The organism is bacterium (assembly GCA_030704665.1).
GTDB lineage: Bacteria > Patescibacteriota > Microgenomatia > Woykebacterales > RBG-16-39-9b > JAUYID01.
The window spans coordinates 420,204-442,872 of record JAUYID010000009.1 but is presented as its reverse complement, the minus strand read 5'-3'; the positions used below and the strand labels follow the sequence as shown (position 1 = coordinate 442,872).

Genomic DNA, 22,669 nt, shown 5'->3' with positions numbered 1-22,669 from the left:
CAGCCCACCTGATCGGTGGAGGAAGAAGGAGAATCATGCTTGAGTTTATTCTGACCCTACACGCAAAGTACGATGAGGCAGGTCTTCTGATGGACGGCCGTATCAGCTGTCCACGCCAAGCCGAAGGTTGCCGTGGCTGGGACAAAATCCGCTACGATATAGCTAGCTATCTGCGGCTAGGTCACGAGGAGAAAAGTCTCAAGGTCAGCGATCTCCGCGCCAAGGAGCTTAATGCGCTATTCGAAGACCTGAACGGCACCTTCAGAAGGTCGCGTTGGAGCTTCGTTTTCATCTGCCCAAGCTGTGGAGTCCACTTTACCTTCTCGACCGCGGTGCGCCGCTTCGTCCGTCAGTCGGCTGAAGGCTACCTGACCAAAGCAGTACAGAGACGTGGACGGCCCAAGAGCTTCAGCTCGATGACGGTCAAAACCAAGCCCGCCGCCAAGAAGACCGCAGCCCGGAAGGAGTGAGATCGAAAATCTAGTGCGTCGTCTGATAGGTTCCAACAACCCAAGGCAGGAAAAGAGCACGCACCTCTTTTTCTGCTACTACCTCAAGGAGAAAGATCGTGATTCAGAAAAGTAGGACCTCAGGGTCCAGAAAAGAGTCTCCGGTCGCCGACATAGTACTAGGAAGCGCCCTTGTTTCATATGGGTTTCTTGTTACTTCCGCAGCTATCGTCCTCGACAACCCCGGTTACTCGGTGATCGTTCTTGCAGGAGCATCCTTTTTCCTCTTAACGATTCTCTATGCAACCTTTTCGATCGTGGACACCATTCGGAAAAGTGTTAACAAGTAGGACAAAGGAGTAGAGGGCCCGTCCAACACCTGCCCAACACTCCTGATAACCTTTGTCCACCCGTCGGGTGGACATTTTGTTTTTCACACATAATTCACAAATAAACCTTGCTTCCCTAGAGTATAATTTTCATATCGGAAAGGGATTTCACTTTCAGAAGGGGAGCAAGTGCATGGATCGCAATCTTGGTCGAACCCGACAGAGTGACCTGAACCGGAGGAATCTCTTCAGTCTCACCTGTTTGGTAGCTGCGGTAGTCGGAAGCGTCGTCATCTACCTTAGTATCAGCTCTGGGCAGGAAAGCGGTTTTGCTTTCGGCTTCACCGCCATCGGAGGGGTAATTTTGGCTTTGGGCCTTTTTTTCCTCTTCGTTCCAATCAACCGCTAAAGCCAGCCAAGAAAAGGTTAGGAGGGACGACTTTGAAAAAACCATTCCGTGTGATTCTGGGTCTCCATTTGGGCGGAGCTGCAATCACTGGTCCGGGTTTGGCCGCAGCTCTGGTAAGAGCGCATTGGATCAATCCAGCCCAGCCCCGACAGCTACCTGCCTTACATGAGATCTTGCTGTGGTTTGGAGTAGGAAGTACGGTCGGTTTCTTCTTGCCGGAACTCATCTTGCTTAACCTCCTAGAAGGCGGCGGCGAGATCGATGAAGCCGATTCAGATACCTAAGTGCGAAGGTAACCAAAACAACACACAACCGGGAAGGACCTCGCACACTCCTTCCCAACCAATCTCCAACTCTTTAATTAATCTTTGACAAGCAGCCAATCTTTAGTCTAAATTAGATGAGCTTATGGAATGCCGCAATTGTGGAACTCAAATCGCCCCGACTGATCACTTCTGTCACGTCTGTGGCACTCCCATGGACCACCCTTCCAGTTTTTTTCACCAGAGAGAGGGCACCGTTCCAACCGTGGTTGGGCGCGGCAAAGTCTTCGGAATCAACAAAGTTCTCCTTGCCTCAGGTGCCTTTGTTTTGGCTCTTGGCGCAGGGATAACTTTCTTCGCTATTTTACCTCGAGTAAACGCTCTTTCTTTCATCAAAACTACTCGGCAGGCTCTAGCCGAAACCAGTGACAAGACTGCTAAAGTCAACCAATCTCTCGAAGCAATCTATAGCTACGTAACCAACTCTTCAAGTTCAACCACAGTTAGTACTATCGAACTTACTGCCAACGGTGGGGGAGGAGGGGAAAAAGCTGAGCTAAGTTTTCTAGCTTTGAAAAAAGCAGTTAACGAAGCTACAGCTAGTGCCAAAAACAAAAATGTTAAGGGTTTTTCAACCCCAGATTTGGATCCTTTGAAGGGCTACCGCAATCTTTTGGAGCTGTCCCAAGCGGCTAAACGGGTCAGTGAGGATGGTCTCACCTCGGTCAATAAATTCTCGAGTTTGGTCAAAGAAAACTCAACTAGTGCGCGTCTCGCTCCAGTTGCTGATAGCCTGGACAATGTGCGCGAAGATACCCAAGATTATTTGAATGAAGCGGAAAAAACTGCCCAGTACTACCTGACCTACGCCAACTCCTATGTTGATTTATCTTCTATGATCATTGAATCCTTGCAAGGTAGTAGCCAAGAAAAGGCAAAGAGCAACCTAACCAAAGCCAAGGCTATTGCGGAAAGTTTAAACAAGATCAATGAGGCTAATTTGCCAGTGGCGATGGCGAGTTTTCATCAGGATATTTTGGAGGAAGTCAACGGAGCAGTCGATTTTCTTGACAGCTTCACAGAGCTTACTTTTGGCTCGGACAAGAACAAAATAGGCAAGGTGACACAAGCGGCTGAGAATTGGCTTGAAAAGGAAAAGTCCTTAGCCTTGCGTCTGCAAACAGATCAAGTCAGCTTTTGGAAAGGCAATGAAGCACTTTCCGGCTTCGAGTTTCTTGCCGGTAAGCAAAACGACGCTCTCGACAAACTCGAGGTTGAAAGAAAAAACAACAACCTCTTTCTCCTTTCTTGGGTCGGAATCAAATAACGTTTAAGTTAAATTGCCTTAGCGAAGACAGCGTCTTTGAACTAGCAAAAAGACAAAGAGGAAACTGGAACTGACCGAACGAAGTGAGAGAATTCCAGAGGAAGTCCCGAAGTCTTTTTGCTTTTAGTGCAACAGCTGACGCAGCTCTAGGGTGTCTTTTTCTTGTCTACTTCTTTTTGGACAAGCAAAAGAAGTAGAGAAAGAGATTCTTCGCTCAACGCTCAGAGTGACAGCTACGACTTTAGTTTTTCCCAAAAAGCCAAATTGTGGTAAAGTTATTTTAAGTACTGCCCATGAAATTCAAGATTTGCGTTTCCGGTGCTGCCGCCGGAGAAACTCTAAACCGCGACAACGCCGAAAAGGCTAAAGAACTTGGCCGTGCCATTGCTGCCCGAGATTGTATCCTCATCACCGGTGCTACTACCGGCCTACCGCACTACGCTGCCGTTGGCTGCAAAGAAGCGAAGGGTATTAGCATCGGCTTTTCACCAGCTTCAACTTACCAAGACCACGTTTACCGCTACCACCTGCCGGTCAATTATTTCGATCTCATTGTTTACACTGGTTTTGGTTACTCTGGACGAAATTTGATTTTGACGCGCTCGGCTGATGCGGTCGTCACCATCGGCGGGCGGATGGGGACTTTGAACGAATTTACCGTTGCCTTTGAAGACCGTAAACCCTTGGCTGTTTTGGAAGAGACTGGAGGCATGGCTGACGAAATCAAAGAACTGACTGAAATCGCCCACAAACATCAGTGTTCTATCATTTACGATACTGATCCTGACAAGCTCATCGGCGGTCTGATTGCTGATCTGCGGCAAGATCGTCATCACATCCGAGAAGAGCACCGAGCTCTTAAAGTTGATCAACCCGAATAAGACTCTCAACTTCCATTGACAAGACTTAGCTAATAAAGCATAATCGTTTTTGCCCATGGAGACAGTTGACCTGAGCCAGCCCAAAACTCCCAAGAACAAAAAACCCCTTCTCATCACCGCTGCTGTTTCAATTTTTCTCGCTTTAATAGCTGCGATTGCAGTTTATCTTTGGCAGCAGGGGCTTGTCGCTGGTTTGAGCCAAGACAAAAAGGACCTCAACAGCAAAGTTGACTCTCTCACTTCACAGCTCGACAAGCTGAACAAAGTTGAAAAAAAGAACGCCGATCTAGCTGCCAAAGTCGCTTTCCTCGACAAAGCCTTGCGTGAGGCAACCGCTAGTGCCAATCAGGAAATAGGCAGTCTAACAATCACAATAAACAGTGTCAAAGAATGGGATGATCCTATGAACCTGGCTGATGATGACACTCTCGAGATAATCATGTCTTTGGACATCAAAAACAACACCGACCAACCTCTTTACTATTCAAAGTTCGCCATGAAGCTTAAGGATGCCCAAAACCACACCTACGGCAACCCTTACGACCCACCGACAACCGTCTGTACTGAAGGTGGAGCCGCCGATTGCACCACCAAACCGACTGGGTTCACCCGAATTCCGGACCAAGGTGTGCAACCAGGCGAGACTATCAGTGGTGAGATAGCTTTTGGGTCTCTACCGAAAAGCACTAAAAACTACACCTTTTTCTACGAAGAGCAAACCTTTCCAATTACCGTGAAATAAACTCCCCTGGTAAAAAAGGGGTGTCATTCTGAGCTAAAGGCGAAGAATCTAGTGGGTTATTACGTTTATATTTTAACTAACAAAACTAATACTTCCCTGTACACAGGAGTAACAAACAACCTGGAGCGGAGAGTTTTGGAGCATAAAGGCGAATTGATTGAGGGGTTTACAAAGAGGTACAATCTAACTAAGCTGATCTTCTTTGAAGAATTTAACAATGTTGAGGACGCTTTGAGAGCAGAAAAGAAGATTAAAGGCTGGCTAAGAATTAAAAAGATAAATTTAATTCAAGCTAAAAACCCTAATTTGAATGACTTAGCAGAAGAGATCCTTCGCTAGTCACTCAGGATGACAGCACTATGAACATCGGTATTGACATCGGTGGCACTCACACTCGTATAGCGACTGGAAATCTTGGAAAAGTTGACAAGAAGTTTGATTTTCCCACTCTCGAATTTAAAGAAACTCTACGAGAAATTGTCAGTCGTGTTCGAGAAGTGGCGGGGGACCAAAAAGCTCAAGTCGGGGTGGCCATTCCTGGACCGATCGAAACCAAAACTGGTTTGCTACGCGCCCTGCCGAACCTCCCAACTTGGCGCGACCAACCTTTGCGCGAAATTCTTTCCCAAGAACTTGATCTTGAAGTCAAAGTTGAGCATGACGCTTCTTTGGCAGCTTTGGCGGAATCGCTTTACGGATCTGGAAAAGAGAAGGATCCAGTCCTTTATTACACCGTCAGTACCGGAATTGGTACTGGTCTAGTCGCGGGCGGCCAAATCTACAAAGGAGTCTACAATCCTGAAGGTGGTCAGCAAATCGTCACCGGTGTTAACAAAAATTTGGAAAAACTTTCTTCTGGTACAGGCCTAAAAGAGCTTTACGGCAAAGACCCAGCCGAAATCGTTGGTACTCCCGACTGGGACAAAGTCTTGGAACGACTCGCCCGCGGCATTACCAATTCAATCGTTCACTTCTCACCGGAGGTTGTAATAATTGGCGGGGGACTGACCACCAACAAAGAGGCTTTCTTCGAGCCTTTGGTAGAAAAAATCCGCGATTTTCTGACAATTTACCCGCTGCCTCTGATCGCCATCCCTGCTCTTGGTGCCGATTCGACCCTCGTTGGCGCAGTTGAACTAGCTAGTCAAGATTCTTAAAAAGTTATTTTTAGAAATGAGAGTTCTTCCCAAAGTTAAACAAGCACAGTACATGGTCGGTTCTTTTCACTTACCGATAAGTAAGCCGGTCCTTGACGCGATGTCGCGCCTCCCCAGAGACAAATTTGTTCCCGCAGAGCTGCGAGAGGCTGCTTATTCTGACCAAGCCCTGGGCATTGGCAAAGGACAAACTATCTCCCAACCTTCCCTCGTTGCTCTGATGACGGATCTTCTGGATTTGAAGGCAAGCGACAAAGTCCTCGAAATTGGCACCGGCAGCGGCTACCAAGCTGCGATTCTCGCCCAACTAGCTCGGCAGGTTTTTACTGTTGAGTATGAACGAGAGCTAGCAGCGAGCGCCGAATTGCGTTTGATGAAACTAGGAATTGATAATGTCACGGTAGTTGTCGGTGACGGCTCGGAGGGCTACAATCCTGAGGCACTTTACGAAGCAATCATCGTCACTGCTGCTTCTCCAACAATCCCGCAAAATCTCGTCGAACAACTCAAAGTTGGTGGCCGACTCGTCATTCCTGTCGGAAGTAGGCAGGAGCAAGAACTCACCAAAGTAGTTAAAACCGCGGGCGGATTGGAAAAAACTAGCCATGGTCTAGTTTATTTTGTCCCTCTTCTCGGCAAGTACGGTTGGCAATCATGACTGAAAAACAACTACCAAAAATAATTAAAGAAGTTGGCTTTGATTTTTCTTGGGACGAAGGCAAAGTCTGGACCTTAAATATACCAGTAGAAGAAATGGATATAGGCGAACTTTCTTGGCACTTCGAAATACCGTTTTGGGGCTCAACTAATGGGTTTTATGATTTGAAACCCAGTGAGGTTCTTGCTCATCCCGAGAAGCACAAAGAACACCTCGCTAGAGTTGAAACAGCGGATTTAACACACCCACTTGATATCATGTTTTGGAAAAATCGGTGGCTCCTACTTGATGGTCTGCATCGACTCGCTAAACTAAGCTCTTTGGGCTTTAAAAAAGTCAAAGTCCGCAAAATTCCTCAAAGTTCTATCCCACAAATTCAGAAGTGAGTCATTGAAAACAAAAGAAAACGACCTTCTTTTTTCATAATATTGCTATTACGAAACTTTCAGATCGTTTTCTTGATGCAGCCCACCTTGCCGTCCAGATTTTACTCTGTCCTCCAAACCTTGCGGTTTGGTGCAGAGATGAGCTGCGAGAAATTTTTTACACCTTTTTTCAAAAGCCTGCAACAAACAAGCAACAGAAAGATAGCAAAGTTTCCAGAAAGATTGTAATTCTTGCTTGTTTTGGACTTCTTAGTTTAAGATAAAAAGGGACTTGCTTAATACTTGTCATCCCGTCCTTGTGTCATTCCGAACCGATTCGGTCTGAGCTCACGGTCGAAGACTCGTTTCGGAATCTCTAGATCCTGAACCAAGTTCAGGATGACATTTACTACTGCCATGAAATATATTTTTGTTTTTATTGACTGTTTGACAGTTATCTTTGCCTCAGCCACTGCTTTGCAGTTTGGTACCAACTATCAGCCCAATCTGGGGGCTTTTATTCTCGTTTTTCTTTTCAGCCGGACGCTACTACAATGGCTCGTTTTTGAAAGTTTCATTCACCGCACTTTCCCGACCTTACGTGCGGCTGTCCAGTTTGCCATCATTCTTTTGGTCCTGCCTTTTCTGCTCTTTGCCTTCAGTGTCGTGCCTTTCCTAACTCCGATTCTTGAACATCCGTTTTATTTTTATTACCTCCTCATTCCAGTGGTAGTTTTGCTTTTAAGCAGTCTTTTTCAAATTTTCTTTAAACTGGAAAGTTGGGTCGTCTAAACAAATGGAAACGCCACCAAAACAAAATATCCGCCTGCGCAAACGTGAAATTGTGATCATCGCTTTCGGCATGCTTTTGGTGGTCGGTGCTCTCGCCTGGGCTATTGATGTTGTGCAAAACAAAAGGGTTTTGCCGGAAAACAAATCACCCAAAACCGCAACCGACTCAGCAACGCCTTACTGCCAAGGTGGGGTAGTTTACCAAAACAAAAAACAAGGCTACCAGCTCTGTCTACGTAGTGTCGAGGAAATCAAAGACACCTCCAAAGCCCAAAACGGAACAAGTTTGACTCTAGAGCTCAAATCAGTTTTTGTCGCTACGCAAAGCGCAAAGCAGGCAACTGCTTCTGCCTCGGCAGTTTCAATTGAAGTCGCGCCTCCTGCACTCGTCCAAGTCAGCAGCAATCTTGATATCGTCAAAACGCAAAGCCTAAAAGTTGCTGGAACTGAGGCAGAAAAGGCTGTTTACAATACCCCGAAAAAACCTGGCTTCCGCACTGAAGTAGTGAGCCTAACCAAGTTCAAAAGACATTTTAGTTTTAAATTTACTTCGGAAATCAAAAACTTCGCGACTGATTCTTCCTTTCTCCAAGCTCTCTTGGACAACCTTCGTTTCCTGGAAGGAACCTCTGATCCGCCTTGGTCAAGCAGCGGCATGTTCATCGTCGAGACACCGTGGACAGGAGACACTATCGCCAACCCAGTCACAATTCGTGGTCAAGGCGAGGTCTTCGAGGCAGTTATCAACCTGCGTATCAAAGATAAAGACGGCAATATTCTCATCAGCACCACGACCAAGACCGCCGTCGGTCAGGAACTGTCGAATTTTTCCAAGACTGTCAAATACAAAAAGCCAAGCACAAAGCAGGGGAGTATAGAAATTTTCACAATCTCTGCCAAGGATGGTAAGGAGCAAAACAAAATCGTTATTCCCGTCATTTTCAAAACAGGGAAGTAGTTTTCTTCTTTAAGACAAACTAATTATTCCTTTTCCTTTAGTTTTAACACGATATAGCGAACAATTTAATTATTTTGTTGGTTCAGAAACCAAACTTGCTTTCGCAGCTAAAGTTTTTAATAATAAAGTTATGGTGAAAGTAGTTAAGCGCGGTCAGGGTAAAAAAGCGATTGGCCCTGCTGAAACTGAAGTGGCAATTTTTGTCGATGAGGTAGAGTCTCTCAGTATCGGCTCAATCACTTTCCAACCAGGTCAAAAAACTGAAAACCACACCCGAGAAGTAGATGAAACTCTCTATATTATTGAAGGCCGTACCACCGTCGTAGTGAACGATGAAGAGCGTTTTCAACTTGAAGAAGGGGACTGTATCCATTTACCTGCTGGTACCACCCATCGTCACGAGAACAACTCAACTGAAAATTTTACTCAACTCTGGATTTTCTCTCCTTCCGGACCAGAAAAGGATTTTAAGAGCGAAGAAGGACGGCTATGAGCTCAGAACACCACTCTTCTGGGAGTGACAATGTCTTTGCCCATCCACTTTTTTGGGGACTCCTAATTTTCCTTGGTCTTTTGATTTTAATCTTCGGTGGAATTTTTTTGAGCATTCGTCTTCTTCCCAATACCTAACTATCCTCTCCCTATTTGACTGACAATCGAATCTAGAGTAAACTTCCGGCCAACGAGCCAATCAGCCAAGGATGGCTTAAACTGTGAGTGTGAAACTCACTAGAGAGGAGGAGATCCTTGGCACTCAAGGTTCCAACCTGGATACCCAAATCTGTTGCTGTCATCGGCAGTTCAAGCTCCATGGCAAAAGCAGACATCAATCCCTGGCATGAAGAGCTCGGGATACCGTTGTTCAAGTCGGATCCAGCTGACAGCAGCTCTCTGAGCAATCGCGAAGCTGCTGCGGGTGCGGATCTGATCTGGATCTTTGTCATGCCAATGGCAGAAACCTGGCACATCATTGCTGATATTCTGCCAGTAGTACGGGCCGGTACGGTCATCGTCATTGGATCCACCGTTCCGGTTCCAAACTCGGTCATGGCTCTGGCTGACGAACAAATTGATCTGGCTAGCGAACTTGGAGTTGGTTTGGCATTCTGTCACCTTATCAAAGGCTCTGGAGCCAAACCACGAGGCAGACCTGGACTACTTGGCTACTTGGTTGAGCCCAAAGTCCAGAAGGGAGGCCCAACACCAGAGGAGGTTATTCACTTTATCTTGTACCTCCAGGCGAGAAAGGTGATGACAGTCTTCGATGTTGATCTCGAGATCCACAACGTTCTCACCGGAGCTTCCCAGAACTCAAAGTGGCTTGGGGCACTGGAATCGGCAGAAGTGCAAAAACACGCCGGTTTTCCTTTCCACCAGGCCATTGAAGTGGCAGGTGGCCCAGCCGCTCTGGTCTTTCTAGGTGAGTACGCTATGTCAGGCTACTTCGACCCTCACCAACTTGATGTCAACCTAGAGGGTCTCTATGAAGGGCCGGAGACAATCAAGATCATTGACCAGAGAATCGGAGCTCTGCTGGGAATAAGAAACGACTTGGTCGAGAGTGTTGGGCTCGAGGAGTTCAAACGCAGAATCAAGAAACGGCTTCCCAAAATGCCGAGAGGGCCACGCCGATCCCTGCGTCGACGCTTCCGGATGCTTGCCCAGGCAGATGGCGATATCACTGGCGGTGGTCTCCGCTATGAGTTCCTGAAAACTCAGGATCGCAAGGGTCTTCTGGTGGACGCGCTACGCACCTTTCGGGAGATGCATTTCGAGTCAACCCTGGCCCAGTTGATACCGGAAAACGGTCACCCTGTCTTTTACTTCGTGGTGACAGGACAAGATTCACCAGAAGCACGACGGAACGACAAACGCCTACGTGAAATGCTCAACCCTCTGCCAGAACCGGGCCCTCGCCGTCGTATCGGTCGGCCGGAAGATGTTTTCATGAGGCAATTTAGGAGGAGGAACAACAACTAACCTGTCCAATAGCCGTGTGCACTGCATCGATGCAACAACTGAGGAAAGATGCACTGCACGCGGTTTTTGGTCTTCTTGCTTTTTGCTTACTTTGCTGAGACAATTTAGCCAATGCCCGAATCACCAAAAACCACAATCTATTTCGTTCGTCACGCGCAAGCTGAAAATCCCAATGGAATCTATTATGGCCGTATGCCTGGTTTTCATTTAAGTAGTGAGGGGAGGGAGCAAGCCAAAAAACTCGGTGAATATTTCAAAGACAAACCAATCGAAATCATTTACACCTCGCCCCTGGAGCGTACCTACGAAACCGCCAACATCATCTCGGAAAGTTTGCCCAAAGTAAATATTATTCACGACTACGATTTGATCGAAGTCAATATGATCGGTTGGCAGAGCCTGAAGTACGACGAAGCTTTAAAAAACGAAGAACACGAGCATTTCATGAACGATAGCCTGGCGAGCTTACAAGGGGAAAACCTGACTCAAATTTCCGAACGGATGAAACAAGTCGCGGCCGGCATTTGCCAAAAGCATGCTGGCAGGCAAATTATCTGTGTTACTCACGAGTTTCCGATCAGTGCTCTTGAATTAAGACTAAAAAACCAGCCCCTTGAAGAAATAAAGGCGATCAACAAAGCTACCGGCTCAATCACCAAAATTGTTTTGGACGAGGCTTGCAATTTAGTTGAGAGTGATTATATTGAACTAAGCTAAATCAACTGGAAGTTTCCTTTTTTCTTGGCTCTGCTTGCGCCGAGGCTCCAAAACTTCCTTTTCTTTTCTTCGCCGCAGAGTTTCAATCATGCGCTCGATTGCTTTGTCGATTGCCTTGTACATATCATTTTCTGAGTCCCGGATCTGAAAGGTATGCCCGCTGACATGAAGAGTGACGTCAACAATATAGTCCTCCTCTTTTTTTAGATGCGCCGGCTCACTGATCAACTCGATTTCCAGACGAGTGATGTCTTTGGCGAAACGAGAAAGCTTTTTTGCTTTTTCAAGAGCGTGGTTTTCCAAAGCTTCGTTTTCTTCCAAATGTTTACCTCGAACAGCAACATGCATGATTATATAGTAACAATTTAGCAACTTTTATCAAGCAGTTGACAGGCCGAGACCTTGAAAGGTAGGATTAAAGACGAGAATGGAAAACTCTGCCGAAACAGTTCTTGAGCCAATCATTTTAAATCCCACCAGTGCTGAAACTACGAAAAGTGAGAAAGGCAAAACCCCACGTTTTCGTACTTTGCGCCTCATGCTCGCCGGTTGGCTACTCGGCAATCTCATCCTTGGCTCGATCATCGGTTTGCTGACCATTTACTTTATTGCTTCCACTGGACTAGTACGAGTCCCAGTCTTAACCAATCTTATGTTTAAAACTCCGGCCAAAGTCGAGACGAATGCCGATTCTCTCAAGAGCGCGCAAAAAAAAGCTGACCAAATTGCCTCTCTTGCTGCCGGCCAATCAATACCGGAAATCACTTTTACTGAAGCTGAAATCAACGCTTTACTGACTGAGAATTTTGAGAAAACTAAAACTGATATCATCAACCCTCATCTCACCCTTGATTCCAACAACTTTGTCTTCACCGGCAACCTATCTTCAACCTCAGCTCCGATCAAAGTAAAAGGGACTATAAATGTAGATAGTGGTGTCTTTAAGCTTGATATTCTTAAAACTACTTTTGGTCAGCAAACTCTACCACCGCTTCTGACCAACAACGTCATCTACACCGCCTTTGCCAAAGTGGGCTTTGATCTGCAAAACACTCCGATTCCAGCCCGCCAAGTCGATCTGCAAGTTGGTCAAATCATCCTTCACGACGTCACCCAAGTTCAATAGTAAGGCTGTCATTCTCAGCTTGACTGAGAATCTAGATCCTCACCTACGCGAGGATGACGAAATAACTCAATTGTCAGCTTCTTTTTGAAAGTGGTAGAATCTTTCCGATGGACCTGCGAAAATTGATCGAAGAGTATTTGAAAGAAGCGAAACTGATGCAGCTGGCAACTTCTGTTGACGGGCAGCCCTGGGCTTGCAGTGTTTGGTTTGCCGCTGACGAAGACCTAAACCTTTATTGGTTCTCCTCAACCACTCGTCGTCATTCTGCTGAAGTTGTTAAAAATAACAAGGTAGCGGCCGCTATCGTTCTACCACACACCCCAGCTGATCCTGCTAGAGGACTGCAGCTCCAAGGTGTAGCAAAACTTCTCACCGATCAAAAAGATATCGACAAAGCAATCTCCGTCTACGCTGATCGAATTTTTACTCAAGAGCAGATTCTAGAATTTATGAACAACCCGGATCGCCCCCACAAATTTTACCGAATCAAACCAACTCAGTTTGTCCTTTTTGACGTCGTCAACTTTCCGGAAAACTCTAGACAAGAACTCAATTTAAATAATGTTTAAGCCCCATCATATTGCACTAACCGTAAATAATGTCGAAGAATCATCCCGCTGGTACCATGAAAAATTGGGTTTTCAAACTCTGCACCACTACAAAAAACAAGGTATGGAGATTATTCTCTTGCGACTTAAAGAAGTGCTGATTGAACTTTTCAGCTTCGAGGAAAGCACAAAACCTTTACCCAACTACAGGCAAACTTTAATGGAAGATCTTCACACAGTTGGTACTAAGCATCTTTGTATTGAGGTAGAAAACTTAGATAAAGTAGTTAAAGATTTGAAGAGTAAAGGAGTTGAGTTTGTGATGGAAACAGACGATGCCGGTTTTGGTGGAAGATATATCTTCTTTAAAGATTGTAACGGAATCTTGGTTGAACTTTATCAAAATTAATTTATGAAACGCGGGCCTTTTGAAGTAACGACAACAAAAATAGTTTACAAAAATCCTTGGATTGAAGTAAGAGAGGATAAAATCATTCGGCCAAACGGCAAAGAAGGTCTTTTCGGGGTTGTCACTGGGGGAAGTGGCTCATCAATCGTTGCTTTGACAGAAGAAAATGAAGTTTATTTGATTAAAGAGTTTCATTATGCGCTTGGAGATTCCAGCTATGAGCTCCCTTCTGGTGGTATTGATAAAGGAGAAACTGCCCTTAACGCTGCCAAAAGAGAATTGCAAGAAGAGACTGGAATTATAGCCAAACGCTGGACTACTCTTGGCATCGTCAACCCACTTACTGTTTTACTGAATGCCCCCAATCACATGTTTCTCGCCGAAGGTCTCGATGAAGGGGAACCTACCGACGAAGAAACAGACTTGATCAAAATTGAGAAATTTCCCTTTGAAAAAGTTTTAGAGATGGTAGACAGGGGAGAAATCACTCATTCTGCTTCCGTAACTGCAATCCTCAAGGTTGCTCGGCTAAAAGGTCTTTAGGAAAGATACCAGGACCATCCGTCGTGGTGACACGAATCTCCAGGTTTGATTTAAAGCTAAAAAACTGTTAAGATCCACCTCGAAGAGAAAGGAGGCGAGACGTGTCTGCGAGAACTTACCAACTTCAAGAGCACGTCCGGCTCTTGGAACTGAAGAACCCGTGGGGTTTGGGAGCAGTCGAGATGACCTGCTTTGCTTGGTATCACGGGTTGGGAATGAGTAAGCGGGTTATTGCTGAAACTCTCTATGGTTACGGTAACCAAGATGTCGTCAAAAAGATCTCGGGCTATATTGACCGTGTCTTTGAAACGATTGTTCCGAATCCCCAAACGAAAACGACCGGTTATGGGTCTATGGTCGAGCAGATTCAGCTACTGGTTTGCACCCCCATGGAAGAAGAAGAGAAAATCGCCCGCATCAAGCGGCGAATTGGAGGTGCTCTTCGCAACCAAGGCCTTATTCCGCAGTCCAAAAGTCGACGCGAGGACAAGACCAAGACTTCCAAAGGTAGAAAACCAGTCGTCGCTGCTGTTGCTGAAATAGTCAGTCAACACTTTGGCGACCCAGTCTTCATCGACCGCGGACCTACCCCGCCCAAGAACTGCAAGCGCTGCGCGGGAAGAATTATCCAGGATCGGGAAGATAGAGACATCTGGAATTGTTTCTCCTGCGGCTGGGCCTTTACTGTCTCAGACACCTCCCCGGTGGAAACCCTCTCTGAGGATCTTCTAACTAACAGGAGACTACGCCGTCGTGGACCAAGAACCGTCTCACTCTGAGGGTGCTCTTTTTTTGAAAGGAGACACGAGCCCCTCAGAGTTCACCCTTTTTTTAATTTAATTTCCCCTGGCGTGATAAAATGACCATTAATTGAATAGTGAAAGGACAGAGTCATGACCATCGCTGATCGAGTCATCCTCGCTTTCGGCAACTGGTTTTCGGAAGAAACCGTTCGTCGAAGCTTGGCAAAGCGAGCCATGGAAGAGTGCTTTCTGTTTGGTCTGGACGTCAATCGCTCTTGGGGCGCTCCGGTTGGTACTTTCCGCAGTGACTTCTACATTCTCCCTTTCAAAGGTCGGATCGAAATCGCCATCCGCCCGAGCATTGCACCTGAACAAATCAGAAGCTTCGCGCGGGCTTACGCCGGAAAAGACTACCTTTGTGTTCTTTTCGTTTCCAACCAAGCTCCTGACGAACTCTTGATTCAGGATGCCTTCAAACAAAAGGTTCTTTTGGTGTTTGGCTCCAAACCAAAAGAGATTGCTCACTGGCTTAAGGAAAAAGCGAACGAGTCCCGCTGTGGTTCCTGGCCAAACTAAATTCAGCATTCAGGGTTTCCCTGAAGCGAAGACTCACCGAAGCGCAACGATCATGGTTAAGGAGGAGAAGATCATGCACTGGTTCAATCAGTTAATCCTGGCTATCCCAGGTCTGCCGGACTCGCTGACCTTGCCGGCCCGAGTCAGCGAAGTGGGGCGCAGACTCAAGAAGCTTGGCTTTAAGACTCATTACTGGGGCAACTACCCACGAGCCTCGATTTTGAGTCTCAAGCTCTCGCTCGGGACTCTCTTCGTCGCCATCACTGACCAGTTGGACGAAACGGATCTGGTCCTAATTCGCAATTCCATCGAACATCTTGAGTCAGTAGTTGGCCAACGCAAGCTGATTGCTTTCGCTGTTCACCAGATCTTGCCCAAAACTACGCAACGGCAGTGGCAGAAAGCTTACGGAATCAACGTCTACACTGACCGCAAAGTCGGTGAAATCGTCAGCTGCATCGAGCGTCTGTACGACTAACTGCAAGACTAGGAAAGAGACCAAAACGGAAGAAAGGAGGTCTCTCTAATTCTAGCCTTTAACCAACTCTCTTGTCATTCTGAGCACAGTGAAGAATCTATCCTCAAATTTTGTTGACCCGAAACCTTTCCCGAAGTAAGATAGCTCATACCAATGGGTATGAAACTTGTCAGCAAAGCTCGCACCAAAAAACTTCTGCGCCAACCCCAAGACCAAAACGACCAAAAACCTTTGGCCGAGCGCTTGCGCCCGGAGTCTCTAGCTGAATTTGTCGGTCAAAATCACCTAGTTGGGCCGGGCAAATTGATTTCAACTTTGATCAAAAAAGATCAAATTCCCTCTTTGATTTTCTGGGGGCCACCAGGCAGTGGGAAAACAACTCTTGCAAAGATAATTGCTGCCGAAACCAAAAGTTTCTTTGAGTTTCACTCTGCGGTCGAGGTCGGAGTCAATGATATCAAGAAAGTAATTTCCGAAGCCAAGATTCGCGCTGAGGAAAAGGGGGAGCGCACCGTTCTCTGTATTGACGAAATGCACCGCTGGAACAAATCCCAGCAAGCTTACCTTCTTCCTTTCGTTGAGGACGGAACGATTACTTTGATCGGCGCTACCACTGAAAATCCTTCCTTTGAAGTCATCGCTCCACTTTTGTCCCGCACTAAGGTTTTAATTTTAGAACGCTTGGAAGTTGACGATATTAAAGAACTAGTTAAACGTGCCTTAAGGGATAAGGCCAAGGGCCTGGGTAGTTTGAATCCCAAAGTTGAAAGCAAAGCCTTTGATTTACTTTTGGGGACCGCCAACGGGGACGCTCGAACAATTCTCAATGCTCTGGAGATTGCGGTCAATTTGACCGGACAACGAGACGGCGAGCGCAAAGTTAGCGAAGAAAAAATTGCTCAAGCTCTGGGAGATAAAAAACTTTTGTATGATAAAACCGGAGAAGAACACTACAACGTGGTTTCCGCCTTCATCAAATCCATGCGTGGCTCTGATCCCGATGCGGCGGTCTACTGGCTAGCCAGAATGCTGGAAGCAGGCGAAGACCCGGAGTTCATCGCCCGACGGATGATCATTCTTGCCTCTGAAGACGTGGGCAATGCTGATCCGAAAGCTCTCACCATCGCGGTGGCGGCCGCTACCGCTCTACAATATGTAGGTCTACCTGAAGCTGCTCTCAACCTTGCCCAGGCAGCAACCTACCTAGCAACAACCCCAAAAAGCAATGCTTCCTACATCGCTCTCCAAAAGGCCCAACGTGACGTGCGAGCTACTCTCAACGAGCCGGTTCCACTGCATCTACGCAACGCCGTCACTAAGTTGATGAAAGAGATTGACTATGGCAAGGGCTACAAATATGCCCATGATTTCGAAGGTGGATGGGTCAAACAAGACTTTCTGCCGCAGCGGTTAAAAGGCAGAAAATATTATGAACCAAAAGCGATCGGTTACGAACGTTACATCAAGGAGCACCTGGAAAAGTTAAGAACGAAGAATGGAGAATGATGAATTCAGAATTAAGAACTTACATTGGACAAGCAAAAAGAAGAAGTTAAGTTTGCAACAAGAGATTCTTCAGCTCCGCTCGCTTAGTTTCGTAATCGAAGCTAGCTTCAGAATGACAGTTTTATCTTTGAAAAGAAATTTATTTAAGTTGTCTTAGCCAAAACTCCGTGCTACACTGACCAGGTAGAGCTTTATGGTAAAAGTGACTCCAACAACTGAAAAAGAAGTTGAGGAGTTCAATCTCCGCGAATGGGCGAAGGTTGATCAGGAAAAATACGGGCAAGATGTTGAGTGGAGAGAAAAGTATGTCGTTTTGAAAGCAGAGGAGAACGGAGAAATAGCTGGCAGTCTAAAGATGAAAATAGAGGCTGGGGTAGCTGATCTTCAAGTCGTGATTGTCGCTGAGGGCAAGAGAGGCAAGGGTGTCGGCCGTGCTCTGATGGAAGAGGCTGAGAAAATTGCCAAAGAAGAGGGTTGCCACAACATTGATTTGGTCACTGGCAAACACTGGTCGGCGGTCAAATTTTACCAGTCCCTTGGCTACAAACTGACCGCCCAAATTCCTTACTACTACAACAAAAAAGATTTCGTCGAATTCAACAAATACATTGGCTAACCTGTCATTCTGAGGCGGAGCTGAAGAATCTCATGAGTTATTACGTTTATATTATTACCAACAAGCTAAACAGAGTTCTCTACACAGGTGTTACAAACAATCTAAAAAGAAGACTTTTTGAGAATAAAAATAAACTGATCGATGGGTTTAGCAAAAAGTACAATCTGAATAAGCTTGTTTTCTTTGAAGAATTTGAAAATTCAAGTCAAGCTATTGAAAGCGAGAAGAGAATAAAAGGTTGGCTGAGATCAAAAAAGATCAGTTTAATAGAAACCAACAATCAGGTTTGGAAAGACTTGGGGGACGAGATCCTTCGCTAATCGCTCAGGATGACATAACACGATTTTAATTACCAATCGGAAGCGAAAAAGAAAAAGTACTGCCTTTGCCTAGCTCTGACTCAACCTCAATTTTCCCTCCGTGTGCCTCAATCAAACCTTTGGCAATGTAGAGACCCAGGCCGGTACCTTTGGTTCCTTGCACGAGAGAGCGGGAGACGTGAAAAAATTTGCTAAAAAGTTTGGGTAGATCTTCAGCTGGTATTCCACTGCCGGTATCGCGAACATAAGTAACGATTTGGTCGTCCTTTTCCCGCACGAAGACCTCAACTTTGCCACCCTCTTTGTTGTAAGCGACAGCGTTGCTAATTAAATTGGAAAGAACCTCACTCATCCGAAATTTATCAACCGAGATTTTGGCTAGTTCCTTCTCCGGTTTGTGGAAAACCAGCTCAACTTTGTGTGTTTCTGCTTCTTGTTTGAAAATCCCAACCACTTCGGCAATTAAATCCTCCCAGTTGACTTCGCTTTTGGAAATCTTGATTTCTCCGTGCTCAACTCCGGAAACGGAAAGGAGATTTTCGACCAAAGCAGCGAGCCGGTTTGAAGCAATTGAAGTTTTCGTCAAAAAAGCTCTTTCATCCGGGCTCAATTTGTCGGCAATTTGCTCTTGAAGAAGAGACAGATAGCCTCTGATAGCGGTCAAGGGAGTGCGGAGTTGATGCGCTGCCATAGAAACGAAATCGAGTTTCATTTCCTCAAGTTGTTTTTCTTCTCGCACATCACGAGCAATTCCGACAATACCTTGGACTTGTCCATCTTCCTTCAAAGCGGCTGCGGAAAAACTGATTGGTATTTTGTCTCCTTGACGGCTGCGAAATTTTGTTTCGAAATTGGCGATCACGTCCTTCTCTGGCAATTTTTTCAAAATCTCTTCTGAAAATCTCTGCCAAGTCTCCTGATCAGAAAAAATTCGGCTGACATTGGCTCCAATCAGTTCTTCTTTTTTGAAACCCAAAAGCCGCGAAATGGCTTTATTGACTTGCTCGACGATATTGTTCGGACGGATGACAAAAATTGCCTCGGACATGTTATCCAGCACTGTTTCCGAAGTCAGTGTTGGGTTGACCACAAAAAGACTATAACGCAGAATCGCGTAAGAAATCGACAGACTCAAACCACAAGAAAGCAGAACCGCAATGGGCAAAACAGTCTCTACACCCAAGGCTGGCAAAATCGCATCAGTCACCAAACCACCAACAATCGGAATCAAGGTACCGATGATGATAAAAAGAGTTTGGCGTTTGTTGATCAAATCTGGGGTACGCAAATAAAAACGGGTCAACAGTCCTACTGAAGCAATCGTCAAAAAGCTAAACCAAACAAGAAAAAGAGAGTAGAGATCAGCTTGTGGTGAGATTTGCCAGCCCCAAAAAGCTGGGTGGTTATCGCTGACAGTGTTGTTGAGAATGACATTGGTATTCCAGGCGAGAAAAAGAAAGACCAAACTAGGGAGAAAGACCAGAAGCTGGTTGAGGCGGGAGCGAAAAAAACTTTCTCTGCCGGTAAAATGAATAACGAAAGTAAAAAGTAGTGTCGGCAGTCCGATCCAAGCTGGACGGCCGACGTAATCCCAAAAAAGAGAGGTCGTCGGGTTGGCACTGGAACGATCGAGAAATTCCGAAATCCCCCAAAGAACCAAAACTCCGAGCACCAAACTGAACCAACGGTTGGCTTGGTTTTTTGCTCCACGCCTCTGAATCAGAAGCAAAAGGACAATATTAATAATGATCGTCAGAAGTGAAGGTAGAGCGTAGAGGTTAAAACGAAAGTCAAAAATGATGGACAGATCAGCAAACATTTTTTGAAATTAACTTATTTTTCTAGTATAACACTCTTGTTTGGTGGTTTCTGCTAAAATAGCTCCAATCAAGAAAGAGGGGGATCAAGATGAAAGCGGTCAATCTTGGCTCAGGAGCGGACATGCGCAACCTTTCGGCTGCGCGGTTCCTGCGCAACTTCAATGTCAGAGGTCAAGCCAGAGCTGATTACCGAACTCGGGCTTAAGTAAAGGAGTTGGACTCATGTTAAGAGTAAAAGAAGTTCGCGACTTCGTCATTGAGTCTCGCTACCACCACTTGTCGGGAAAAGAAAGCGAGCGACCTGCGGCAGTGCTGCTTCCGCGAGCCGAAGTCTGGGTTTACAGCCGAAAGCGCTTCCGCTTCGAGATTTGGTCTGTTGGGAGCAAAGTAACCCAAAGCCAAGAACTGGTCTTTGCCGATGAAGAGCCGATCTGGGGGATGACACTTCGAGGTTTACTCCGTACCACAAGACGCGATGCGGATGCCTTTCTAAGACAAGTCTCACGACAACTGCTGCACTCAGTCAGACTCGGTCGGGGAGAAATCGACTTCGAAGACGGTGGTATGGTCTACTACTCCCAAACCTACGAGATGTTCAACTCCGGCTTCGGTAAGTTCGCCGGTTACGAAACTGCCGGGATCTATATGGGACCTGATGATTTCTACGAGAGCAGTTTCGCCGGCGGCTGGATCAAGAACTGACAATAAGGTCGAGATCTCTGAAAAGGAGAGAGGTCACGACCACTTTTCCCTTTTTTAACTAGTTCCAAACTTTACCTTTAGTGTTAAAATCACTTTCGAACAAGCAAGCGGGCTCTGAAGGAGTCGATCGTGAAGAAACTCAGAAAGATCGTATCAAGGCTTGACTGTCTGCGTATTGCGGCGGTTTTGTCTGAGTCTCCTCCTTGTGTGAGGACTCAACCAACTGAAAGGGTGAGATCATGCGCTCTAAACTTATAGTTGCCGTCGCAACGGGGCTGATGCTCCTGACTCTGGCCTGCCGTTCTGAAGCCAAGAAAGAAGCTGCGGTCGCGGGAGCAACAGTCGAGCCGGTACCAACCGCAACTGTGGTTGTCTTACCAACAGCGACTCCAGCACCACCCGCAAACCCGGCCGACCAGCTCTTTCTTCTACTCAACGAACAAAGAATGAGGACTGGTAGAAACGCGCTCCGACTCGATCCAACTCTGAGTATAGTAGCTCAGTATCGAGCCGAAGACATGGCGCTCAATCACTACTTCGGTCACGCACCACCGGATGGTTGCAACTTCGTCTGTCTCATGGACCAAGCGCGAATAGGACACGCTTGGGCGGGGGAGAATCTGGCTTGGAACAACTGGCCAATCGAAGGAACGGCCACTCGTGCGGCAAAGATGCTCTGGGAGAGTCTGCCTCATCGGGCCAACACTCTCAATCCGCACTACGAGCGGATCGGAATTGGGGTTGTCATCGCCGAGAGCGGTCGCTACACTTACGCTGTCATCTACGAAGGGTCTCTACCCTAAAGTAGGTGGTCATGACTGCGGTGAAGCTTATTGTGGCTGCATTTATTCTGGGGTTGGCCGTGACACTGGCTTTATCGACCCAGATTCCTGATAATCCCGCTGCTCTCTGTGGTGTCGGGGTTAGTCTGGTCGTTCTGGGTCTGGGCTGGTACTATCTTCCAGTCACAAGACCCCGACTTTAGTGAATCAAAGACTGGTTGAAAGGTTTTCGATCTCTGAAAAAGGAGAGAGATCAAAAGCCACCCATTTGTCAGCTTCTTTTTTCAGTGTTAAACTCCTTTTATGATTTCCTACGAAGATTTTTCTAAGCTCGATATTCGGCTCGGCGAGATAATTAAAGTTGAGGATTTTCCGCAGGCTCGAAAACCGGCTTATAAGTTGACTATCGATTTTGGTCCGGAAATTGGTATTAAAAAATCCAGCGCTCGAGTCGCCGATCTTTACAAAAAAGAAGAACTAACCGGAACGTTGGTACTCGGTGTCGTCAACTTCCCAGCCAAACAAATTGGCCCCTTTATTTCCGAATGTTTAACTTTAGGTGTCCCAGACGAGCAGGGGAGAGTAGTACTAGTCCGACCAGACAAAGACGCCAAAATTGGGGGTAAGCTTTTTTGAAATTCCACACCTTCCGACTCCACCCGAGAGAAAAACTTCGTGCCTCTTTGCTCCAATATTGTGCGGACAACTCGATCACGGCCTCTACTATAATAAGTATTGTCGGCGGCTTGAACCAAGTAACTTTACGGATGCCCGGAGCCACTCCGGAAAAGGCAGATAAAAAAGTTTTTGAAGAAGACTTGGAGATCGTCTCTGTCGAAGGAACTCTCGGAGAAGGGGAGTCTCACATCCACATCAGCGTCTCCCGCAAAGATGGCTCAGTAGTGGGCGGCCACCTCAAAGAAGGGACTGTGCGCATCACCGCCGAGGTGACTCTAGTCGAGTTTGAAGACCGCGTCTTCAGTCGAGAACTAGACCCCGAAACTAGTTTTGAAGAACTTGTAGTCAAGGTAAAATGAAAACAGACCAAGTTTTTCTTGAACACTCAAACATCGATGGTCAGGGAGTTTTCGCCGCTCGCAACTTCCACAAAGGCGAAGTGGTGCTGCAGTGGGACACCTCACACCTTTTGACTAAAAAAGAGTTTGCCCAACTTTCAGACAAAGACCAAGAATATGTTGCTTTCAAGGACGGTAAGTATGTCGCTATGCAAGAGCCTGAAAGATACGTCAACCATTCTTGCGATGCCAATACCGAACCTAGAGAATTTTCTGATATAGCAACACGAACTATTCAAAAAGGTGAAGAAATAACCAGCGATTACTCTCAAGATATGCCTCCAGGTATGGAGATGGCCTGCAACTGCGGAAGTAAGAACTGTAAGAGAAGTATCAAAGAAATTTCCTAATTTTCCAGAAGCGAAATCCAACTCCACTCCCAAGTTCTAAAATAAAT

General features: G+C 46.3%; 36 protein-coding genes. 31 read left to right on the top strand and 5 right to left on the bottom strand.

The window, feature by feature from the left end; all coding sequences use genetic code 11:
• Positions 1 to 35 precede the first annotated feature (35 nt).
• A complete protein-coding gene (locus Q8P13_02570) occupies positions 36 to 470 on the top strand; it encodes a hypothetical protein (GenBank protein MDP2671325.1) in 435 nt (144 codons plus the stop codon).
• 444 nt (positions 471 to 914) lie between these two features.
• Here Q8P13_02570 and Q8P13_02565 read toward each other — a convergent pair whose 3' ends face one another.
• The gene (locus tag Q8P13_02565; protein ID MDP2671324.1) at positions 915 to 1,232 is read right to left on the bottom strand and encodes a hypothetical protein; all 318 of its coding nucleotides are present in this window, start codon (positions 1,230 to 1,232) and stop codon (positions 915 to 917) included.
• On the opposite strand from Q8P13_02565, the gene Q8P13_02560 reads away from it, so the two are divergent.
• From Q8P13_02560 to Q8P13_02525, 8 genes are all read left to right on the top strand, one after another.
• Positions 1,220 to 1,471, top strand: coding sequence for a hypothetical protein (locus Q8P13_02560; protein ID MDP2671323.1), 252 nt, complete (start codon positions 1,220 to 1,222; stop codon positions 1,469 to 1,471). The two genes, Q8P13_02565 and Q8P13_02560, sit on opposite strands and share 13 nt — an antisense overlap.
• A 124-nt stretch (positions 1,472 to 1,595) precedes the next feature.
• Complete coding sequence (locus Q8P13_02555; protein ID MDP2671322.1) at positions 1,596 to 2,777, top strand: zinc ribbon domain-containing protein; 1,182 nt, start codon at positions 1,596 to 1,598, stop codon at positions 2,775 to 2,777.
• Positions 2,778 to 3,070: 293 nt separating this feature from the next.
• Positions 3,071 to 3,658, top strand: coding sequence for a hypothetical protein (locus tag Q8P13_02550; GenBank protein MDP2671321.1), 588 nt, complete (start codon positions 3,071 to 3,073; stop codon positions 3,656 to 3,658).
• A gap of 55 nt (positions 3,659 to 3,713) precedes the next feature.
• Positions 3,714 to 4,400, top strand: coding sequence for a DUF4352 domain-containing protein (locus tag Q8P13_02545; protein ID MDP2671320.1), 687 nt, complete (start codon positions 3,714 to 3,716; stop codon positions 4,398 to 4,400).
• Between the two features lie 51 nt (positions 4,401 to 4,451).
• Positions 4,452 to 4,739 carry a GIY-YIG nuclease family protein gene (locus Q8P13_02540; GenBank protein ID MDP2671319.1) on the top strand — a complete coding sequence of 96 codons (288 nt, stop codon included), beginning with the start codon at positions 4,452 to 4,454 and terminating at the stop codon, positions 4,737 to 4,739.
• Between the two features lie 20 nt (positions 4,740 to 4,759).
• Positions 4,760 to 5,557 (top strand): ROK family protein, encoded by a 798-nt coding sequence (locus tag Q8P13_02535; GenBank protein MDP2671318.1) that lies wholly within the window; start codon positions 4,760 to 4,762, stop codon positions 5,555 to 5,557.
• 16 nt (positions 5,558 to 5,573) lie between these two features.
• Complete coding sequence (locus Q8P13_02530) at positions 5,574 to 6,215, top strand: protein-L-isoaspartate(D-aspartate) O-methyltransferase (protein ID MDP2671317.1); 642 nt, start codon at positions 5,574 to 5,576, stop codon at positions 6,213 to 6,215.
• On the top strand, positions 6,212 to 6,601 hold the full coding sequence (locus Q8P13_02525; protein MDP2671316.1) for a hypothetical protein: 390 nt from the start codon (positions 6,212 to 6,214) through the stop codon (positions 6,599 to 6,601). The genes Q8P13_02530 and Q8P13_02525 overlap by 4 nt, the downstream gene beginning before the upstream one ends.
• Positions 6,602 to 6,876: 275 nt before the next feature.
• On the opposite strand, the gene Q8P13_02520 is transcribed toward Q8P13_02525, so the two are convergent.
• Positions 6,877 to 6,999 (bottom strand): hypothetical protein, encoded by a 123-nt coding sequence (locus tag Q8P13_02520; GenBank protein MDP2671315.1) that lies wholly within the window; start codon positions 6,997 to 6,999, stop codon positions 6,877 to 6,879.
• Between Q8P13_02520 and Q8P13_02515 the strand changes: the two genes are divergently transcribed.
• From Q8P13_02515 to Q8P13_02500, 4 genes are all read left to right on the top strand, one after another.
• Positions 6,998 to 7,372 (top strand): hypothetical protein, encoded by a 375-nt coding sequence (locus Q8P13_02515; GenBank protein MDP2671314.1) that lies wholly within the window; start codon positions 6,998 to 7,000, stop codon positions 7,370 to 7,372. The genes Q8P13_02520 and Q8P13_02515 overlap by 2 nt on opposite strands.
• 4 nt (positions 7,373 to 7,376) lie before the next feature.
• The gene (locus Q8P13_02510) at positions 7,377 to 8,330 is read left to right on the top strand and encodes a Gmad2 immunoglobulin-like domain-containing protein (protein MDP2671313.1); all 954 of its coding nucleotides are present in this window, start codon (positions 7,377 to 7,379) and stop codon (positions 8,328 to 8,330) included.
• A 130-nt stretch (positions 8,331 to 8,460) separates the two neighbouring features.
• Positions 8,461 to 8,823, top strand: a complete 363-nt coding sequence (locus tag Q8P13_02505) for a cupin domain-containing protein (GenBank protein MDP2671312.1) — start codon at positions 8,461 to 8,463, stop codon at positions 8,821 to 8,823.
• A complete protein-coding gene (locus Q8P13_02500) occupies positions 8,820 to 8,960 on the top strand; it encodes a hypothetical protein (GenBank protein ID MDP2671311.1) in 141 nt (46 codons plus the stop codon). Before Q8P13_02505 ends, Q8P13_02500 begins: the two co-directional genes overlap by 4 nt.
• Positions 8,961 to 8,992: 32 nt before the next feature.
• On the opposite strand, the gene Q8P13_02495 is transcribed toward Q8P13_02500, so the two are convergent.
• Positions 8,993 to 9,157: a hypothetical protein gene (locus Q8P13_02495; protein MDP2671310.1), complete on the bottom strand. Its 165-nt coding sequence runs from the start codon at positions 9,155 to 9,157 to the stop codon at positions 8,993 to 8,995.
• On the opposite strand from Q8P13_02495, the gene Q8P13_02490 reads away from it, so the two are divergent.
• Together Q8P13_02490 and Q8P13_02485 are read left to right on the top strand one after the other, a co-directional pair.
• The gene (locus tag Q8P13_02490; GenBank protein ID MDP2671309.1) at positions 9,141 to 10,310 is read left to right on the top strand and encodes a hypothetical protein; all 1,170 of its coding nucleotides are present in this window, start codon (positions 9,141 to 9,143) and stop codon (positions 10,308 to 10,310) included. The genes Q8P13_02495 and Q8P13_02490 overlap by 17 nt on opposite strands.
• 111 nt (positions 10,311 to 10,421) lie before the next feature.
• Positions 10,422 to 11,027, top strand: a complete 606-nt coding sequence (locus tag Q8P13_02485) for a histidine phosphatase family protein (protein ID MDP2671308.1) — start codon at positions 10,422 to 10,424, stop codon at positions 11,025 to 11,027.
• On the opposite strand, the gene raiA is transcribed toward Q8P13_02485, so the two are convergent.
• Positions 11,019 to 11,375, bottom strand: a complete 357-nt coding sequence (gene raiA / locus Q8P13_02480; GenBank protein ID MDP2671307.1) for a ribosome-associated translation inhibitor RaiA — start codon at positions 11,373 to 11,375, stop codon at positions 11,019 to 11,021. The genes Q8P13_02485 and raiA overlap by 9 nt on opposite strands.
• Before the next feature lie 79 nt (positions 11,376 to 11,454).
• Between raiA and Q8P13_02475 the strand changes: the two genes are divergently transcribed.
• The 10 genes from Q8P13_02475 (at position 11,455) to Q8P13_02430 (ending at position 17,892) form a co-directional block, all read left to right on the top strand.
• The gene (locus Q8P13_02475; GenBank protein ID MDP2671306.1) at positions 11,455 to 12,153 is read left to right on the top strand and encodes a hypothetical protein; all 699 of its coding nucleotides are present in this window, start codon (positions 11,455 to 11,457) and stop codon (positions 12,151 to 12,153) included.
• Between the two features lie 107 nt (positions 12,154 to 12,260).
• Positions 12,261 to 12,722 carry a pyridoxamine 5'-phosphate oxidase family protein gene (locus tag Q8P13_02470; protein MDP2671305.1) on the top strand — a complete coding sequence of 154 codons (462 nt, stop codon included), beginning with the start codon at positions 12,261 to 12,263 and terminating at the stop codon, positions 12,720 to 12,722.
• Positions 12,715 to 13,110, top strand: a complete 396-nt coding sequence (locus Q8P13_02465) for a VOC family protein (GenBank protein MDP2671304.1) — start codon at positions 12,715 to 12,717, stop codon at positions 13,108 to 13,110. Before Q8P13_02470 ends, Q8P13_02465 begins: the two co-directional genes overlap by 8 nt.
• A gap of 3 nt (positions 13,111 to 13,113) precedes the next feature.
• Positions 13,114 to 13,653 carry an NUDIX hydrolase gene (locus Q8P13_02460; protein MDP2671303.1) on the top strand — a complete coding sequence of 180 codons (540 nt, stop codon included), beginning with the start codon at positions 13,114 to 13,116 and terminating at the stop codon, positions 13,651 to 13,653.
• Between the two features lie 101 nt (positions 13,654 to 13,754).
• Entirely contained in the window at positions 13,755 to 14,432 is a 678-nt protein-coding gene (locus tag Q8P13_02455) for a hypothetical protein (GenBank protein ID MDP2671302.1), read from the top strand.
• 114 nt (positions 14,433 to 14,546) lie between these two features.
• On the top strand, positions 14,547 to 14,972 hold the full coding sequence (locus tag Q8P13_02450; GenBank protein ID MDP2671301.1) for a hypothetical protein: 426 nt from the start codon (positions 14,547 to 14,549) through the stop codon (positions 14,970 to 14,972).
• Complete coding sequence (locus Q8P13_02445; GenBank protein MDP2671300.1) at positions 14,953 to 15,450, top strand: hypothetical protein; 498 nt, start codon at positions 14,953 to 14,955, stop codon at positions 15,448 to 15,450. Before Q8P13_02450 ends, Q8P13_02445 begins: the two co-directional genes overlap by 20 nt.
• A gap of 153 nt (positions 15,451 to 15,603) precedes the next feature.
• A complete protein-coding gene (locus Q8P13_02440; GenBank protein ID MDP2671299.1) occupies positions 15,604 to 16,956 on the top strand; it encodes a replication-associated recombination protein A in 1,353 nt (450 codons plus the stop codon).
• Positions 16,957 to 17,149: 193 nt separating this feature from the next.
• Positions 17,150 to 17,572 (top strand): GNAT family N-acetyltransferase, encoded by a 423-nt coding sequence (locus Q8P13_02435; protein MDP2671298.1) that lies wholly within the window; start codon positions 17,150 to 17,152, stop codon positions 17,570 to 17,572.
• Between the two features lie 32 nt (positions 17,573 to 17,604).
• Positions 17,605 to 17,892 (top strand): GIY-YIG nuclease family protein, encoded by a 288-nt coding sequence (locus Q8P13_02430; protein MDP2671297.1) that lies wholly within the window; start codon positions 17,605 to 17,607, stop codon positions 17,890 to 17,892.
• Between the two features lie 25 nt (positions 17,893 to 17,917).
• On the opposite strand, the gene Q8P13_02425 is transcribed toward Q8P13_02430, so the two are convergent.
• Positions 17,918 to 19,711, bottom strand: coding sequence for an ATP-binding protein (locus tag Q8P13_02425; GenBank protein MDP2671296.1), 1,794 nt, complete (start codon positions 19,709 to 19,711; stop codon positions 17,918 to 17,920).
• 223 nt (positions 19,712 to 19,934) lie between these two features.
• Here Q8P13_02425 and Q8P13_02420 point away from each other — a divergent pair, with 223 nt between their 5' ends.
• From Q8P13_02420 to Q8P13_02395, 6 genes are all read left to right on the top strand, one after another.
• Positions 19,935 to 20,414, top strand: a complete 480-nt coding sequence (locus Q8P13_02420; GenBank protein MDP2671295.1) for a DUF5680 domain-containing protein — start codon at positions 19,935 to 19,937, stop codon at positions 20,412 to 20,414.
• Between the two features lie 239 nt (positions 20,415 to 20,653).
• The gene (locus Q8P13_02415; GenBank protein MDP2671294.1) at positions 20,654 to 21,217 is read left to right on the top strand and encodes a CAP domain-containing protein; all 564 of its coding nucleotides are present in this window, start codon (positions 20,654 to 20,656) and stop codon (positions 21,215 to 21,217) included.
• A gap of 11 nt (positions 21,218 to 21,228) precedes the next feature.
• The gene (locus tag Q8P13_02410; protein MDP2671293.1) at positions 21,229 to 21,399 is read left to right on the top strand and encodes a hypothetical protein; all 171 of its coding nucleotides are present in this window, start codon (positions 21,229 to 21,231) and stop codon (positions 21,397 to 21,399) included.
• Between the two features lie 100 nt (positions 21,400 to 21,499).
• Positions 21,500 to 21,832, top strand: coding sequence for a tRNA-binding protein (locus Q8P13_02405; GenBank protein ID MDP2671292.1), 333 nt, complete (start codon positions 21,500 to 21,502; stop codon positions 21,830 to 21,832).
• The gene (locus Q8P13_02400) at positions 21,829 to 22,233 is read left to right on the top strand and encodes a DNA-binding protein (protein MDP2671291.1); all 405 of its coding nucleotides are present in this window, start codon (positions 21,829 to 21,831) and stop codon (positions 22,231 to 22,233) included. The genes Q8P13_02405 and Q8P13_02400 overlap by 4 nt, the downstream gene beginning before the upstream one ends.
• Positions 22,230 to 22,622, top strand: coding sequence for an SET domain-containing protein-lysine N-methyltransferase (locus Q8P13_02395; GenBank protein ID MDP2671290.1), 393 nt, complete (start codon positions 22,230 to 22,232; stop codon positions 22,620 to 22,622). Before Q8P13_02400 ends, Q8P13_02395 begins: the two co-directional genes overlap by 4 nt.
• The last annotated feature ends 47 nt before the right edge of the window (positions 22,623 to 22,669 follow it).

What these genes read in the sequence shown, in the direction of transcription:
- Q8P13_02420 (MDP2671295.1), top strand. Translation starts at nt 19,935, where the DNA reads ATGTTAAGAGTAAAAGAAGTTCGCGACTTCGTCATTGAGTCTCGCTAC.
- Q8P13_02555 (MDP2671322.1), top strand. Translation starts at nt 1,596, where the DNA reads ATGGAATGCCGCAATTGTGGAACTCAAATCGCCCCGACTGATCACTTC.
- Q8P13_02495 (MDP2671310.1), bottom strand. Translation starts at nt 9,157, where the DNA reads ATGTCTGCTTTTGCCATGGAGCTTGAACTGCCGATGACAGCAACAGAT.
- Q8P13_02435 (MDP2671298.1), top strand. Translation starts at nt 17,150, where the DNA reads ATGGTAAAAGTGACTCCAACAACTGAAAAAGAAGTTGAGGAGTTCAAT.
- Q8P13_02405 (MDP2671292.1), top strand. Translation starts at nt 21,500, where the DNA reads ATGATTTCCTACGAAGATTTTTCTAAGCTCGATATTCGGCTCGGCGAG.
- Q8P13_02475 (MDP2671306.1), top strand. Translation starts at nt 11,455, where the DNA reads ATGGAAAACTCTGCCGAAACAGTTCTTGAGCCAATCATTTTAAATCCC.
- Q8P13_02545 (MDP2671320.1), top strand. Translation starts at nt 3,714, where the DNA reads ATGGAGACAGTTGACCTGAGCCAGCCCAAAACTCCCAAGAACAAAAAA.
- Q8P13_02565 (MDP2671324.1), bottom strand. Translation starts at nt 1,232, where the DNA reads ATGGTTTTTTCAAAGTCGTCCCTCCTAACCTTTTCTTGGCTGGCTTTA.
- Q8P13_02395 (MDP2671290.1), top strand. Translation starts at nt 22,230, where the DNA reads ATGAAAACAGACCAAGTTTTTCTTGAACACTCAAACATCGATGGTCAG.
- Q8P13_02550 (MDP2671321.1), top strand. Translation starts at nt 3,071, where the DNA reads ATGAAATTCAAGATTTGCGTTTCCGGTGCTGCCGCCGGAGAAACTCTA.
- Q8P13_02410 (MDP2671293.1), top strand. Translation starts at nt 21,229, where the DNA reads ATGACTGCGGTGAAGCTTATTGTGGCTGCATTTATTCTGGGGTTGGCC.
- Q8P13_02510 (MDP2671313.1), top strand. Translation starts at nt 7,377, where the DNA reads ATGGAAACGCCACCAAAACAAAATATCCGCCTGCGCAAACGTGAAATT.
- Q8P13_02470 (MDP2671305.1), top strand. Translation starts at nt 12,261, where the DNA reads ATGGACCTGCGAAAATTGATCGAAGAGTATTTGAAAGAAGCGAAACTG.
- Q8P13_02505 (MDP2671312.1), top strand. Translation starts at nt 8,461, where the DNA reads ATGGTGAAAGTAGTTAAGCGCGGTCAGGGTAAAAAAGCGATTGGCCCT.
- Q8P13_02530 (MDP2671317.1), top strand. Translation starts at nt 5,574, where the DNA reads ATGAGAGTTCTTCCCAAAGTTAAACAAGCACAGTACATGGTCGGTTCT.
- Q8P13_02440 (MDP2671299.1), top strand. Translation starts at nt 15,604, where the DNA reads ATGGGTATGAAACTTGTCAGCAAAGCTCGCACCAAAAAACTTCTGCGC.
- Q8P13_02500 (MDP2671311.1), top strand. Translation starts at nt 8,820, where the DNA reads ATGAGCTCAGAACACCACTCTTCTGGGAGTGACAATGTCTTTGCCCAT.
- Q8P13_02450 (MDP2671301.1), top strand. Translation starts at nt 14,547, where the DNA reads ATGACCATCGCTGATCGAGTCATCCTCGCTTTCGGCAACTGGTTTTCG.
- Q8P13_02570 (MDP2671325.1), top strand. Translation starts at nt 36, where the DNA reads ATGCTTGAGTTTATTCTGACCCTACACGCAAAGTACGATGAGGCAGGT.
- Q8P13_02415 (MDP2671294.1), top strand. Translation starts at nt 20,654, where the DNA reads ATGCGCTCTAAACTTATAGTTGCCGTCGCAACGGGGCTGATGCTCCTG.
- Q8P13_02535 (MDP2671318.1), top strand. Translation starts at nt 4,760, where the DNA reads ATGAACATCGGTATTGACATCGGTGGCACTCACACTCGTATAGCGACT.
- raiA (MDP2671307.1), bottom strand. Translation starts at nt 11,375, where the DNA reads ATGCATGTTGCTGTTCGAGGTAAACATTTGGAAGAAAACGAAGCTTTG.
- Q8P13_02515 (MDP2671314.1), top strand. Translation starts at nt 6,998, where the DNA reads ATGAAATATATTTTTGTTTTTATTGACTGTTTGACAGTTATCTTTGCC.
- Q8P13_02520 (MDP2671315.1), bottom strand. Translation starts at nt 6,999, where the DNA reads ATGGCAGTAGTAAATGTCATCCTGAACTTGGTTCAGGATCTAGAGATT.
- Q8P13_02460 (MDP2671303.1), top strand. Translation starts at nt 13,114, where the DNA reads ATGAAACGCGGGCCTTTTGAAGTAACGACAACAAAAATAGTTTACAAA.
- Q8P13_02485 (MDP2671308.1), top strand. Translation starts at nt 10,422, where the DNA reads ATGCCCGAATCACCAAAAACCACAATCTATTTCGTTCGTCACGCGCAA.
- Q8P13_02525 (MDP2671316.1), top strand. Translation starts at nt 6,212, where the DNA reads ATGACTGAAAAACAACTACCAAAAATAATTAAAGAAGTTGGCTTTGAT.
- Q8P13_02430 (MDP2671297.1), top strand. Translation starts at nt 17,605, where the DNA reads ATGAGTTATTACGTTTATATTATTACCAACAAGCTAAACAGAGTTCTC.
- Q8P13_02425 (MDP2671296.1), bottom strand. Translation starts at nt 19,711, where the DNA reads ATGTTTGCTGATCTGTCCATCATTTTTGACTTTCGTTTTAACCTCTAC.
- Q8P13_02465 (MDP2671304.1), top strand. Translation starts at nt 12,715, where the DNA reads ATGTTTAAGCCCCATCATATTGCACTAACCGTAAATAATGTCGAAGAA.
- Q8P13_02490 (MDP2671309.1), top strand. Translation starts at nt 9,141, where the DNA reads ATGGCAAAAGCAGACATCAATCCCTGGCATGAAGAGCTCGGGATACCG.